The 14,168-nt window shown below is 43.4% G+C and carries 16 protein-coding genes; 4 read left to right on the plus strand and 12 right to left on the minus strand.

What is annotated here, in order from left to right:
• Positions 1-405: 405 nt before the first annotated feature.
• Genes ACFSVN_RS11010 through ACFSVN_RS11030 form a run of 5 tightly spaced genes read right to left on the minus strand, consistent with a single transcriptional unit; the run spans position 406 to position 2,372 of the window.
• Entirely contained in the window at positions 406-792 is a 387-nt protein-coding gene (locus ACFSVN_RS11010; protein ID WP_390302475.1) for a DUF302 domain-containing protein, read from the minus strand.
• A gap of 50 nt (positions 793-842) precedes the next feature.
• Complete coding sequence (locus ACFSVN_RS11015; RefSeq protein ID WP_390302477.1) at positions 843-1,322, minus strand: Dps family protein; 480 nt, start codon at positions 1,320-1,322, stop codon at positions 843-845.
• Between the two features lie 13 nt (positions 1,323-1,335).
• Positions 1,336-1,788, minus strand: a complete 453-nt coding sequence (locus ACFSVN_RS11020; RefSeq protein WP_390302480.1) for an OsmC family protein — start codon at positions 1,786-1,788, stop codon at positions 1,336-1,338.
• Entirely contained in the window at positions 1,776-2,111 is a 336-nt protein-coding gene (gene trxA, locus ACFSVN_RS11025) for a thioredoxin (protein WP_390302483.1), read from the minus strand. Before trxA ends, ACFSVN_RS11020 begins: the two co-directional genes overlap by 13 nt.
• 6 nt (positions 2,112-2,117) lie before the next feature.
• Entirely contained in the window at positions 2,118-2,372 is a 255-nt protein-coding gene (locus tag ACFSVN_RS11030; RefSeq protein ID WP_390302485.1) for a hypothetical protein, read from the minus strand.
• A gap of 431 nt (positions 2,373-2,803) precedes the next feature.
• Between ACFSVN_RS11030 and ACFSVN_RS11035 the strand changes: the two genes are divergently transcribed.
• The gene (locus ACFSVN_RS11035; protein WP_390302488.1) at positions 2,804-3,199 is read left to right on the plus strand and encodes an endonuclease domain-containing protein; all 396 of its coding nucleotides are present in this window, start codon (positions 2,804-2,806) and stop codon (positions 3,197-3,199) included.
• Between the two features lie 647 nt (positions 3,200-3,846).
• Here the strand turns inward: ACFSVN_RS11035 and ACFSVN_RS11040 are convergent.
• The 7 genes from ACFSVN_RS11040 to ACFSVN_RS11070 all read right to left on the minus strand — a co-directional run bounded on the left by ACFSVN_RS11040 (position 3,847) and on the right by ACFSVN_RS11070 (position 10,883).
• On the minus strand, positions 3,847-6,063 hold the full coding sequence (locus tag ACFSVN_RS11040) for a TonB-dependent receptor domain-containing protein (RefSeq protein ID WP_390302491.1): 2,217 nt from the start codon (positions 6,061-6,063) through the stop codon (positions 3,847-3,849).
• Between the two features lie 134 nt (positions 6,064-6,197).
• Entirely contained in the window at positions 6,198-7,004 is an 807-nt protein-coding gene (locus tag ACFSVN_RS11045; RefSeq protein WP_390302494.1) for a FixH family protein, read from the minus strand.
• 76 nt (positions 7,005-7,080) lie between these two features.
• Positions 7,081-7,524: a hypothetical protein gene (locus ACFSVN_RS11050; protein ID WP_390302497.1), complete on the minus strand. Its 444-nt coding sequence runs from the start codon at positions 7,522-7,524 to the stop codon at positions 7,081-7,083.
• A gap of 1,189 nt (positions 7,525-8,713) precedes the next feature.
• Complete coding sequence (locus ACFSVN_RS11055) at positions 8,714-9,718, minus strand: lipoate--protein ligase (RefSeq protein ID WP_390302500.1); 1,005 nt, start codon at positions 9,716-9,718, stop codon at positions 8,714-8,716.
• A gap of 106 nt (positions 9,719-9,824) precedes the next feature.
• Positions 9,825-10,304 carry a hypothetical protein gene (locus ACFSVN_RS11060; protein WP_390302503.1) on the minus strand — a complete coding sequence of 160 codons (480 nt, stop codon included), beginning with the start codon at positions 10,302-10,304 and terminating at the stop codon, positions 9,825-9,827.
• A gap of 39 nt (positions 10,305-10,343) precedes the next feature.
• The gene (locus ACFSVN_RS11065; RefSeq protein ID WP_390302506.1) at positions 10,344-10,532 is read right to left on the minus strand and encodes a DUF3565 domain-containing protein; all 189 of its coding nucleotides are present in this window, start codon (positions 10,530-10,532) and stop codon (positions 10,344-10,346) included.
• Positions 10,533-10,640: 108 nt separating this feature from the next.
• Complete coding sequence (locus tag ACFSVN_RS11070; protein WP_390302509.1) at positions 10,641-10,883, minus strand: hypothetical protein; 243 nt, start codon at positions 10,881-10,883, stop codon at positions 10,641-10,643.
• Positions 10,884-10,976: 93 nt separating this feature from the next.
• Here ACFSVN_RS11070 and ACFSVN_RS11075 point away from each other — a divergent pair, with 93 nt between their 5' ends.
• From ACFSVN_RS11075 to ACFSVN_RS11085, 3 genes are all read left to right on the plus strand, one after another.
• Positions 10,977-12,773 (plus strand): hypothetical protein, encoded by a 1,797-nt coding sequence (locus ACFSVN_RS11075; protein ID WP_390302512.1) that lies wholly within the window; start codon positions 10,977-10,979, stop codon positions 12,771-12,773.
• A gap of 231 nt (positions 12,774-13,004) precedes the next feature.
• Positions 13,005-13,235 (plus strand): hypothetical protein, encoded by a 231-nt coding sequence (locus ACFSVN_RS11080; RefSeq protein ID WP_390302515.1) that lies wholly within the window; start codon positions 13,005-13,007, stop codon positions 13,233-13,235.
• Between the two features lie 27 nt (positions 13,236-13,262).
• On the plus strand, positions 13,263-14,138 hold the full coding sequence (locus ACFSVN_RS11085; RefSeq protein ID WP_390303831.1) for a multicopper oxidase domain-containing protein: 876 nt from the start codon (positions 13,263-13,265) through the stop codon (positions 14,136-14,138).
• Positions 14,139-14,168 lie beyond the last annotated feature (30 nt).

Raw genomic sequence — 14,168 nt, forward strand, 5'->3', positions numbered from 1 at the left:
TCCGCGGATAGATACCCTCCTTGGATATTCATTATTCCGTGTTGGATATTGAATATTGAACACCCCACCTTAGGTCGTCATCCTGAACACTTGAAGGATCTTGCATAGCCCGAATCCACAACCCCACCCGACGGCTGACCTCCGGTCCTCCCCGCAAGCAACAGCTGAAGCTGCTCTTGCTGTCCCTCCAAAGGGACACAGGTACTTGGCATTAGCTATTAAGCAGCCAAGATTTATGTTTATTGATCAAGCAAGAACGTATCCCTCTTTGGAGAGGGAAAGCGAAATGAGCTTGCTCATAAAGCGAGGGAGAGGGCCCTTTGGGGCAACCAAGCCGAATCAACACTAAAAAAGCTAAAGCCCCAAAACCTGCCGACTAACACCTTACACCTAAAAAATAACCCCTTACAACCGGTCGATCACCTTCTTAAGCATATTTCGAACATCTTTTGCCACCTGTCCGAGTCCTTCATTGTCGATAGCTTGCATGGAAGCAACGGGATCAACAGCAGAGACTTCCACTGTGCCGCCTTCATGTTCCTGAACGATCACATTGCATGGAAGCATCAACCCAATATGTCCCTCAGCTTGTAAAGCTTTATATGCATTAGGCGGGTTACAAGCTCCCAAAATTCGATAATTTCTAAAATTAACATCCAGCTTTTTCTTCAGCGTTTCTTTGATATCAATTTCGGTGAGAACACCAAAACCTTCTTCCTTCAGGATGTCAGTTGTTTGTTGAATAGCTTCATCAAAACTAAGATCTACGGTTTTACTAAAATGGTAAGACATAGGATTATTGATTTAAAATGGATGATATTTTGATTTACTCAAGACCAATTTTACTGCTTGTGAGCATAGGATGAATACATCCAGACTAGTTTTTCTTGCTCGCTGATATAGTCACTCATCATAGCGTTTGTACCTTCGTCTCCGGCATCGTCAGACAGATCAAGAATTTCACGTTGTAGTGAGATCAGTGCTTTGAAGGCATTCAGAATTTCATCAACGGCTTTTTCTCCATCCGTAACTTTTACGCTTTCTTCAATCAACGATTTTGAAACGTATTCTGAGTACCGATGTTCAGGTGTAAACCCAAGGGTGAGTATGCGTTCAGCTACGTCATCAATTTTAACGAAGAGGTCGTTATATAACTCTTCAAATTTAATGTGGAGCTCAAAAAAGCTTTTTCCCTTAATGTTCCAGTGATATCCTCTTGTATTTTGATAAAAAACAGTGTAGCTGGCCAATAGTTCTCCAAGCTTTTTTGATAGTTTTTCTGATTTTTCTTTATCAAGACCAATATTGTTCAAGTTACTCATAATTTTCTCTCCGCTATTTTATTGCTGCTATGGCAACGATAGGTTCCAGTTTTACTTCTGTTTTGATAGACCGCGTAATGAGACAGGCTTCTTCAGCTTTCTGTAAGATCCGTAGCGCCTTGTCTTTTTGACCCTCATCCATAATAACCAATTCCGGTCGTAAGATAATTTCAGTTATCACAAACTTTCCGGATTCGTTGCTCATAGTTCCGGTCGCAGGAACGCTAAGTTCTTCATAATTCAGCTTCGAATATTCTGCAATGGCTGTGAAGGTGGTCATAAAACAACTGCTCACCGAAGCCACAAACAAATGCTCGGGGCTCCATACCCCTTCCACTCCTCCCGGAAATTCAGGGGGTGTTGCCACTTCAATGGTTTCATCAAGTGTATCTGAGCTCAGTGTTCCCTGACGGCCTTCATTCCAGTTCAGGTCAACATCGTAGGTATGTTTGACTAATTCTCCCATGACTGCTCCAGTTTTTGTTCGATCATCTGCTTGAGCTGTGGCATTTGTACCACACCGGCCTGTTGCCAGATCAAATTTCCCTTATGGAAAAGGATCAGATTTGGAATACCCCGAACCTGGTATTTGATAGCTACATCCGGGTTCCGCTCGGTATCAATTTTAATGATGTTGAGTTTATCACCCATCTCACTTTTCAATTGTTGCAGGATGGGGGTCATCATTTTACAGGGGGCGCACCAGTCGGCATAGAAATCTACCAAAACCGGTGTTTCATCGTTAATTAGTTCGTTGAATGATCTTTTTTTGATTTCTGTACTTTCCATGATCTTCTATTTAACCTCAGTGTAATTTATTTCAGGATCAGTGTCGGGTTGTATCTCATTTCGCTCAGGTATTCCACATGACTGAGCCACCATACATCCGGTATTGGTTACGGCCTGAAATACGAAAAACGCACTCAGTAAACCCGTCAAAATATCCTGATACCACACAGCCATTACCGCAAGGAATATCCCAATGGATAATGCCACCCGGCGCATGGTGTGCCAGTTTGTAAACAGTTTTGCTTTAATGGATGAATTCATAACTATTATATACTCTTTTATTGTGAAGACTATGTTAACAGTATTTACACGATTCGTATTAGTTGTTATAACAGGTTATTACAGCATGGTCAGCCACGGTCCTCCCCGCAAGCAACATGCAAGCTGTTCTTCCTGTCCCTCCAAAGGGACACAGGTACTTGGCGTTAGCTATTAAACAGCCAAGGTTTAAGTTTATTAATCAAGCAAGGAACGTGTCCCTCTTTGGAGAGGGAAAGCGAAATGAGCTTGCTCATACAGCGAGGGAGAGGACCGTTTGGGGCAACCGGATCAGTATTACCTCGACTGCTTGTATTAATCCATCCCGTCGTCATCTCAAGTCAAGAGAGATAGGGCCGTGGCTTACTAATACACAAAATGTTTGAATTGGAAATACACCTTCATTTTTTCTACTATCAAAAAAGGGGGCAAACATGAAAAAAAACATTTCAAACAAACATTACAATAAGCAGTTAAAGCCGGTAGCTAGAGAGCTGAGAAAAAATATGACAAAAGCCGAGGCTGCTCTTTGGAAATATGGGTTAAGAAAGAAAGAACGCCGAGGTTATACTTTTAATCGTCAACGTCCGGTTCTTAATTATGTGGCCGACTTTATGTGTAAAGAACTTGGATTGATTATAGAATTAGATGGAGGTAGTCATGATCATCCCAAAGCGAAGAAGAAGGATGAAGGCCGCCAACTTAATTTGGAAAAAGCAGGATTCAAAATACTTCGTTTTACGAATGAGGATGTGTTAAAAAATATGGAGTCAGTTTGCAGGAAGATTGATGAAGAAATTATTCTTTTGGAATCAACGAAGCAGAAGTAGCCACGGTCCTCCCCGCAAGCAACGAACAAGTTCGTTTTTGCTGTCCCTCCAAAGGGACACAGGTACTTGGCGTTAGCTATTAAACAGCCAAGGTTTAAGTTTATTAATCAAGCAAGAACGTGTCCCTCTTTGGAGAGGGAATGTCCCGAATTTATTCGGGACGAGGGAGAGGAGAGTATGGGGCAACCGACTACGAAAAAGCAAGACTGCTTGTATTAGAAAAAGTCTCCCCTTGCGCTGGCGTCCCGACCATCGGGGAGGGGAGATCAAAAAATTCGGCTGTTCCCGAATTTTTTTCGTGGGGTGTGGTCACCAGGGGATACCGGGGTTAATTACAATTTCATTGCCCTTGGTGACCACACCCTCCGCCTCCCATTCGGTCGGCACCTCCCTCAAGGGAGGACTCTCCGGGGTTGCATTAAAGTATTGATACTTGATCAGCAACTATCTTGTATTGACTAACGAGAAGTCCTCTCCAGGGAGAGGAAGACGATGTAGCGGTATTGGGAATAAGAAAGCTCCCTTACCCTGCGGCGCAACCAAAGCCTGGGAAGTAAGGGAAGCATGCCGGAGGGCAAGGGCGGGGGGATTGGGTCTTATAAGCAGGAACTGAGGAACGAGTTCAAATGGGGGCACCCAAAACGTCATCAAAAATTATAACTCAGTGATAGCATGACGTTTCGTCCGGCTTCGGGAATGTTGCCGATGCTGTTATGGGTATGATAATAGTCATCGAGGATGTTGTTGGCACTGAGAATGGATGAGAGTGTACCATCCATCCAATTCCGTTCCCATGTAGCATTTAAGATGGCATACGGGTCGGTTTTGTCTTCATTGGAAGTACGTTCTGCGATCCTGTTTTGAGATGCAGCCCATTCAACTTCAGCCATCCACTTGTTATCCCGGTGATGGATATGCAACATACTGTTTCCCTTCAATGGAGGGATAAGCGGTAATGGTTCGTTTAAAGTCCGGTTTTGCGCATAAAGATATGAAATGCGATTCTCCAGACTGACCATATGTGAGAAAGAATTCAACATACGAAATTCCCCGCCGGTGATGGTAGCATCACCCACATTGGCATAGCGTTTGAACTGAAAGTCTATATCACTAACATCCTCAACAAGTACACCATCGATGTAGTTAAAGTACTGCTTGTGAAACAAAGACAGTGTGAATGAATGATCACCTGTTTCCCACGTGGAGTTGATATCAGCATTCAAAGAGCGCTCGGTCTCCAGCCAGGGATTCCCGTCGTAGAAATAACCATCCGTATAGTTGTAAATGTAATGCCCGAAAAGCTCCATGTGATTGCCCATCCGTTCGGAATATACCAGGTTCCCGGTCAGGCTTAGCTTCTCATTTAGCATCCATAACGTACTTAATGAGCCGGAAAGAAGTAGTTTTTGCTGAGTCTCAACTTCACGTCCGTAAGTACCTTCAAAAAAGGAAGCATATTGCTCGCTGCCCGTTCCCAGAGTTTTAAAGCTGATACTTTCTTCTGCTTTAAAGAGGACATCTTCTGATAATCTAAACTGATGTTTCAGCCCAATATATACATTTCGGGTATTCACATCATCCAGATTGTAGATAAACATATCTTCGATGGTAGGATCGAGGCTTTGCATGAGCATGTCTCCATAGGCTTCAGAGCTAAAGCTGTGTAGGAACCAGTCAAAAGAATGAGTCAGGAGTTCTGCCTTACCGTTGATACGTATTCCAAAGGTAGTTGTAGTTCCATACATCGGCATATGCATCCCTCGCATTACCGGCCGGTTTGCCACATCCCGGTCGTCATCGTCCATCCAGTGACGTACGGTATTGGCATAAAGTTGAATTTTTTGTAACTGGAAATCCTGATCAGGGGGCGCAAAATTGAATTGCACCTGGCCAATATCGGCAAGGGCTTTAGTAGCATCCATAAGCAGGGCAGGATAGCCGATATCATATGCTTTATCGGTTATATAATTTGCTTCAATTGAGTGCTCAGATTCAAATATGTGCTTGTAGCTCAGGTTCAAATTTAGCTTTTCATACTGTGTGTTATTGATAAGCTGATCATCACCGGCAGTAAAATCATCGGCTTTTTTATAGCTACCTGAAAACCGAACTGCATTACGTTGAGAACGGTCAGAAGTATTTCCGGTCAGGCTGAGTGTTCGGTAATTATCGGGATAACGATAGGATGAATTAACTTCCATTGAAAGAGGAGAAGATTCGGCCCGCTGAGTGATCAAGTTAACCGAGCTGCTACCCGACCCACTTTCGGCTACTCCGGTACCGCTTTTATCAAGGTGTAATTTGGAAAGGTTATTGGTTTCTACATAAGATGTAATGGGATCCATTTTATCTACACAAGCTTTGAAGACCTCCATTCCGTCAATGGTCAGGTTCATCCTTTGATCACTTTGTCCGCGTATAACCGGTTCCCATGCAAAAGCACCGCGTTTATTGGTAGAAAGTCCGTCGATGTTATCCAGGAATTGATCCATACTCTGAGTTGAGGCTGCTTGCTGATACGAATGTACATTTTGCTCACCTTCCTGATTGGCAACTATCATCAACTCAGTCTTATCATGGAAAACCCGTGGGTTTAAATAAATGATCTCTGTTTTCAGATCCAGGTGTACTTCTTTTGATGAAAATCCCACAGCAGAAATGGTTATATGTGGGTGCATTTTCGGGTTGATGGTAAAATAGCCTTCCGGATCAGTGACAGTGATCACTTTATCAGAATGAGTTTTGACATGTGCCTGAACCACGGGTTGCAGTGAAGATCGATCCAAAACCTGAATAGAAACTTCCTGTGCCAGGATCGGTTTAGCCCAAATAAAAAGAAAAATGAAATAGATTAATTTCTTCATAGTCTCAATTTCTTAAAGTAGCAACCTCGCAGCGTCTTTAGACCTGCGAGCGTTGCGAAATTTTATATCAGTAATTAAACAACGAACGCTGGGAGGTCTTTTGAGACGCTTGCAGGTTCTTGTGATTGATATTATTACTCAGCTTGAACGCTGTATTCAAACACTACTTCAGGGAGTGTGTCATTTTCTACGATCAGTTCCACTGAGGTGGTCCATGTACCGCTCATGCTGTAATTGATATCACCGTTATAAAAACCATCTCCGGCCGTCACAGGATTGGTGAAATTCGTTGAATGGCCGCTTCCACCTCCCATATCCATGTACGGATATACTTCCATTTCGAGGTTTTCAACAACCGGGAAATTCATCATCGACTCTCGGGTATGAACCAAAAAAGTGAGATCGTTATTTCCAACCACCGGCTTTTGAGGAGCATACCAGGTGATAAAATAGACGTTATCATTATCATCCTGAACGCTGGTCAGTTTCCAGGAAGAGGCTACATCGATCGGCATTTCTCCTGAGATCACTTCATCGGTTTGAGTCATGATCTCGAAGTTGATGGTCCAGCTTCCCATCATCCCGCCGGGCATAATGAATACCGCCATGTTCTTGAAATAGCGGTCGTCTTCTTCTGCAGTTTCGGGTTGAGTGTATGGAGTGGAATGCATCATATCGCCCATATCCATCATTGGGTTGACAGTGATAGATTGTGGGGTGATGATCTTCCCATCTTGTTCAACTTTCCAGTACAAGTAGTTAGCTCCGGTCTCGATCTCTTTTTCTACTTCAAGCGATACGGTGTAGCCATCCACTGTTACAGAGTTAACAGGAATGAGTTCTAATTCAGGTTCAGAGTTATCGGTGGTGTTACAAGAAATGGCAGCAAATACCAAAGCTACCATGGCCGTAATACGGCCAAATGGTTTTAGTATATTCATGATAATACTTAATTTAGTTTTGTTTATTAGTTAGCAATTGAAGTCTGCACAGCAGACTTCCGGCGGGGAAACAAAACTAAACGCGGGGAGGGCGTAGGAGATCGGGAATTGTTCCCGATAAAAGATGTGCTTGTTGTTCTGCTTGAAATTCGTGGTTATCTAAAGGAATGCTAAGGTTCTCGGAATTCAAATGGAGTGCATTGAATTTAGAAACTACAATCAGTGCTTGAGTTGAGCTGGTATTTGAATCGTGAGGAAGACTAAAATAACACTCTTCGTGTTGATCATGAGTATCAGAGTGTTTGTCTTGAGTTTGCATTTCTTGATGATGGCAGGTGCAAACATCACCGGCTTCTTCAACTTCACAGGTGCAAAAAGTAATCTCACAATAATTCCCATCATGATGTGTGTGTGCATGATTCAGTACAAAACCAAATCCTAACCAACCCACAATATTCCATAGCAATACCATTAAGGTGGCAAAGCCGGTAATTCTGTGATATGTACTATTCAGACTCATTACTTTTTTAAAATTACTTCATTTTTATGAAGAATTCTTGAAAACTAAATTAATCAATTTGTTTTGAGTTATTAGTTTTTTTTACAACAATTAATGCGTCACTTCACTGGAATTTCATGCTATTTTATTATTTAAAAAGAAATTCGATAACAAATGAAGGTAACTACTATGCCATAGATGGTGGATGTCTGGCAAAGTAAGGAAATGATTCTATTGGCTTTTTACTGACTATCTTCCCCGCAAGCAACGAACAAGTTCGTTTTTGCTGTCCCTCCAAAGGGACACAGGTACTTGGCGTTAGCTATTAAACAGCCAAGGTTTATGTTTATTAATCAAGCAAGAACCTGTCCCTCTTTGGAGAGGGAATGTTCCGAACGTGTTCGGGACGAGGGAGAGGACCTTTTGTGGCAACGAAGTTTGATTACAATTTCACTGTCCTTGGACACCCTCCGCATCCCATACGGTCGGCACCTCCCTCAAGGGAGTCCTCCCTGAATATTGAACAGAGGAATATTCAATACCGAATACAGAAGTGATCAACCCACTTCGATATTCTGCAGTCTCCCCTTGAGGGGAGATCAATACAAGCAGCTGTTCCTGCTTGTATTGCGAGGGGTGTGGTCACCAGGGGCTATAGAGTTTGATCCCAACCCCGCAACCATTTGCACCCACCCTCACCTTTGTTTCCTCTCCAGGGAGAGGAAGACGATGTAGCGGTATTGGGAATAAGAAAGCTCCCTTACCCTGCGTTGCCACCAAGGCCCCGGAAGTAAGGGAAGCATGCCGGAGGGCAAGGGCGGGGGGATTGGGTCCTATAAGCAGGAACTTAGGAACGAGTTCAAGATAGAAAAGGAAAATCAAGAGCATCCCTCAATCCCATAGGCCAAGGTTCAGAAGGAAAAAGAATGCGAAAGCTGCCAAGCCCTGAATAGGAGGCAGAGCCTCCGATTGTCATTACACAGCAGAGCGGCGTAACGAGAACAAGACGCTTTGGTGATTTGGGAGATAGTTTTAAAGAAATTACCAGTAGCTGCAATCCCTATTCGACACAACAACCACCTCTAAGAGCTTCCCCGCTTGGGCGGGGATTGAGGGGTGGGTCCAAAGTAGCCAAGGCTTATATAGGTTTTTGGAGTATAACACAATCCCAAAAACGATGGGAACAAATTCAGCTCCGGTAAGTGAGCCATTACTCATCCTCCCCATACACCAAATTCAGAAACTCTTCCCTTTCAATATTCCCGAAATAATCCGTTACATCCACTTTTTCCATGGACGCCGCAATGTCTTCCGGCTCATATCGAATACCCTTCAGCAGCTCTTCCACTTCCTGAACCGATTCCTTGCCAAAGAAATCACCGTAGATCTTTAGGCTTTTAATATGGCCTTTTTGAACATCCAGCCGCAGGTCGATCTCTCCAACAGGGAATCGCTTGGTCCGCTGGATATTGAATTTAGGGGATTTCCCGAAGTTCCAGTCCCAGTTACCGTATTTTTCTTCCTTTAGTTCGTGAACTGATCTCCACTCGTCTTCAGTAAGCTTATAGGTTTCAAAATTTTCACGATCCTGATATAGACCATCCAGAATGCGTTGTTTGAAATCAGCCATTTTCATGTCCTTTTCATCAACGAACTCAATGATATTGGAGACCCTGCTGCGCACTGATTTGTGCCCCTTGGACTGTATCTTACTCATTTTCACATTCAGGGCATTGGCTACTTCCCCCAGATCACTGTTGAAAAGGAGGGTGCCGTGAGAGAACATCCGTTTGCCGGTGGAAAATTGTGCATTCCCGGAAATCTTCTTTTCATTAGCGAGGATGTCATTTCGTCCGCTCATCTCAGCCGGAACGCCCATTTCTTTCAGGATCCGAATAACCGGCTCGTTGAACTTAAGGAAGTTGTTAAGGTTTTCTTGTTTGTATTTGGTGATGAAGCTGAAATTCAGATTCCCATGGTCATGATAGACGGCCCCGCCTCCCGACATTCGTCGTACAATATGAATGCCGTTCTCCCTTACATATTCATCATTGATCTCTTCCAGCGTATTTTGATTTCGCCCGATGATGATAGATGGCTCATTGATGTAGAAGAGCAGGTAATCCTCTGATTCCCCAAAATTACGAAGTGCATATTCCTCCAGCGCCAGGTTGATCTGTGGTTTTGTGATTCCTTCGTTGTCGATAAAGATCATGATGAATATAAATTATGGATTAGGAGAAACATCTTGCCATGTAATGTAGGGACACAAGATTTTGTGTCCCTACTTATGGGGCACAGAAAAGAACAGAAAACAAAAATCAACCATTCACCCCGTCAACGCCGGCAACCTTCAAAGACTGGGTCAGCGCAAGGCCATAAACGACATGCATGAGCAATCCGGCAAAGATCAGTTTACCGGGAACCCAGGTATCCGAATAAAAAATTCCAAACGATTCGCCTGCCGCTATTGAAACTACGGGAGAAACCACCAAACCCGCGATCAATGAAATGATCACCCCGTAAAGAAGACCCTGAACCAGCCAATTACCGGGAATTCGCTTTTGGAGATAAACTACCCAGATCATTGCTAACCCAATGCCAATGATATTGAACGCCAGATTCCCAAAAATGATATGATAGGGCTCAGAATCATAGGCGTGATTAAAACTTTCGGTGAGGATGTGGCCGACATCAATAACTGGCAGTCCAAAAGCTCCTTGTAAAAAGGCGGTCATTGCCATTACAAATGTAGCGATGAACCCACAGATAACGGTTCGTAAGAAAACAGAAGAGCTCATAATACTATCGTTTTGATTAGTGTTTGTGTAGTAATTTACTCAATTTTCGTCACATTTCTTGCAGTTCAACTCCATGCCCAACTTAGATTTACGGCCCTCTTCAGTGATTACCCAGGGGCGTAATTTCCAGGGTGGATCGTGCCGGACATGCTGTGTGTGTCCACATTCAAGGTCAGCCACCCAGTAGCCAACTTCATCTTTATGAAATCCAATAATCGGCTGCTTCATTTTTCTTTAGTGAATGTATCATGGAACACGGATGAAGCTGATTGAGCGGATAGTCGCAGAAATAAATTTAAATCCGTGATGACCTGCCTAATCCGTGTCATCCGCGTTCTATTCCATTATTTCTATAAGCTGTTCAATATCCAGGGATTGCATCGCACTGATGGCGGCCTCCATTGCACCTTCTGTACAAAGTCCACTCATAGATGCGTCCAAAAACCCTTCACGTGCCGCTTTGATACAGGCTTTTCTGATGTGTTCGGCAAGTTCTTTATCGTCCATAATCACCATCTTTAGTCCACACGTTGTTTTGATAGTATAATAATCAGTACTCAATCCAAAGAATAGTTTCATTCGGTCCGATCAAATTTAAAACTTCACATAGTATTCATAAATAAAGACAATTTTATCTTAAATAGGAATAATCTGCTTAAGCATCCAACTCTTATGAATCCAACTCTACACACCTTTTCTATTCCGGTAATGGGAACCGGGCATTCTATCGATTCCCCGATCCGTGTTGCTCCTTTTGGTATTAATTCTGTGATCTCCGTTGTGGATGATCTCCTGGTGGAGAAGATCCGTAAATATTACTGCCAGCAGTTCGGTCTTCCTTATAATAATATTCCCCGTTCTGCTGAAGATGGTCGCGCAAAACGCATTACTGCCTATCTTGATCTGGTGAATGATATTGTCCAAAGGAAGTTTAAGGAAGTGAGGTCACAATCATTTTTTGAGGATAACGAAAAGGCCAAATATTTTCGAATGCTTCCGGATCAAAGCCCGCTTAAAAACACTTATCAAAAAATGTTGGCTGCTGCTGAGAATGAGAAAAGATCACTGGCAATAAAATTGAATGATCTGATGCAGCCGGGCTCCATTGACGTAAACATCATGGCGAAAGTGGATAAGCTCAATTTAACTAAATCCGGCAAGCCCATGAGCGCAGAATTCAGTGACGGGAGTGCCGCTCTTCGTGGATATGCAAATAGTAAACTTTCCTCCAGCCTGATCTTATCTGCAGGCTTCAATCCCAGATTATATAATTACCTGTCTGAATTCAAGGACTTTTACCGGGATGCATCCGGCAATATCAAAAAGAAGATCATTCTTAAAGTGAGTGATTTCCGTTCAGCATTGATACAAGGTAAATATCTTGCAAAAAAAGGATTGGAGGTATTTGAGTATAGAATTGAATCCGGATTGAATTGTGGTGGACATGCATTTGCCACGGATGGTTTGTTACTCCCTGTACTGTTGAAAGAATTCAAAGAGAAGAGGGAGATGTTGAGCTCTGCCATACGTCCGCTTATAGAGAAGTTTTATGAGGATGAACGCGATGGTTTTTCACCGGAGTGGCAGGCAGTGGAGCCTCGAATTACTGTACAAGGTGGAATAGGAACTCATGGAGAAATGCAGCGTTTGCTAAAAGAATATGATATGGATTCAACCGGCTGGGGCAGTCCCTTTTTGTTGGTTCCCGAAGCAACTACTGTAGATCAAACCACAAGAACTTTATTGGAAAATGCGGGAGAAGAGGATCTGTATTTAAGTGGGGTTTCACCGCTGGGTGTCCCATTTAACAACGTCCGGCAGACCGGCTCCCGGCTTTGGCATGAGGGGCGGATCGAGAAAGGGAAGCCCGGTTCTCAATGTCCGAAGGGATTCCTGGAATCAAACACAGAGTTCACTGAGAACCCTATATGTACGGCTTCAACCCAGTATCAGCTGTTGAAGATCGATCAGATCAATCACAGTGAATATACAGATGACAAAAAAGAACGATTGAAAACCAAGGTATTGGATAAGGCTTGCTTGTGCGATCACCTCGGAAACGGTGCACTCATTCAGTTGGGTATCCAGAAGGAAAGCCGGTCGCCACAGGCAATTTGTCCGGGCCCGAATATCGCGTATTTCAATGGTGAGTATTCACTGGAAGAAATGTTGGATCATATCTACGGAAGGGGTGAACCGCTGGTGGATAGCGATCGCCCGCATATGTTCGCCAAAGAAATGAACATGTATGTTGATTATCTGCAAGACCTGATCGATGGATCTGATCTGGATCCGGGCGAAGATCGGAAGCTCAACAGGTTTCGAAATAACCTGGAAGAGGGAATGGATTACTGTCGGGATATCGCAGCATCCGATGGATTCGAAGGCGAGAATCTGGAATCTATAAAGGCTGCCGTTACAGAACAAAAAGCCCGATTAGAGCGCATGTTTTCTGTGGTTGTAGTTTGAGTATGTACTGTATAATTCATTCTCACTGACTGAATCCTAATTTCAGGGAGCACTTCTGCTTGATTTATAAAAGGCTGCCGAATGGTGGCTTTTTCTTTTGAGATCATTTAAGACATCTTCATCTTAAATTCACATTATGGGCATATCATAGAATAGAAAGCAAATCAAACGCTTTAATCTTATTTAAGATAAAATAGTCTTAAAACTAATAACTAACTAAATCACAATAACATGAAACGCGCAATCTCAAAAATCACTTTACTAGTTGGAATGATTTTCTTTGGCATGAGTTCGATATTGACGGCTCAAACAAAAGAATACAAATTGGACGGTATGACTTTCGGCATGCCTGAAGCTCAGGTTTACACCGAAGATTACAACGGTTCCCCTGTAGTAGGTGAATATATCACCCAACTTCCAAATTTGGCTAAGTTAGACTACGAAGGTAACAAACATCACTAAGTACGCATCGATATCATCGTACAGGAAATAGAAGTTGCTGAAGGTGTTCGCTACCAGGCATGGACTTTCGGCGGAACTGTTCCGGGTCCGGTGCTTCACGTAAGAGAAGGTGATAGAATTACCTTTGTTATGAAGAACCGTTCGGACGAAGAGGTAACCATCACCGATCCTGCCAAAGGCGGATCTCCATTCATGAATCAGGTGGCTGAAAATCCATATCAGAAGAACTCCTCAGCCATCATGCCGATGCCTCACTCTATGGACTTCCATGCCGGAACGGTAGCCAAAGATGACAAATGGCGAACTATTGGTCCGGGCGAAACCATCAAATTTGACTGGATAGCAAACTATGCCGGTACTTATATCTATCACTGCGGAACCCCAAGTGTATTGATGCACACAGCAATGGGTCAGCATGGAGTGGTAGTGGTGTCTCCAAAAGACGGATACCCTACTGACTATGAAGTAGATCGTGAGTACGTGATCGCACAGAGTGAGTACTACCTTACCAAAGGAGCCGGAGATCTTTATACCTACGACTTTGAAGCTGCTTCGAATAATAATCCTTCACACGTAGTATTTAATGGACACCAAACAATCCTGCATGACCAACCGCTGAAAGCAAATGCCGGTGAGAGAGTTCGTTTTCACTTTAGCAACAACGGACCAAGCGGAACTTCCAGTTTCCACGTAATTGGCGGGATCTTTGACAGAGTGTGGTTAGAAGGACACCCATTCAACGAAATGCGAGGAATGCAGACCGTACTTGTTGGGGCATCAGGTTCAGCTACTCTGGATATGATCGTTCCTGAAGAAGGCAAGTACATCCTTATCGACCACGAGTTTGTGGATGCAGAGAAAGGTGCTACAGGTACACTGAAAGCAGGCCCTCGTAAAAACTAATGAATAGAACACGGATGCCGCAAATATTGC

This window comes from Gracilimonas halophila (assembly GCF_042684365.1).
Taxonomy (GTDB): Bacteria; Bacteroidota; Rhodothermia; order Balneolales; family Balneolaceae; genus Gracilimonas; species Gracilimonas halophila.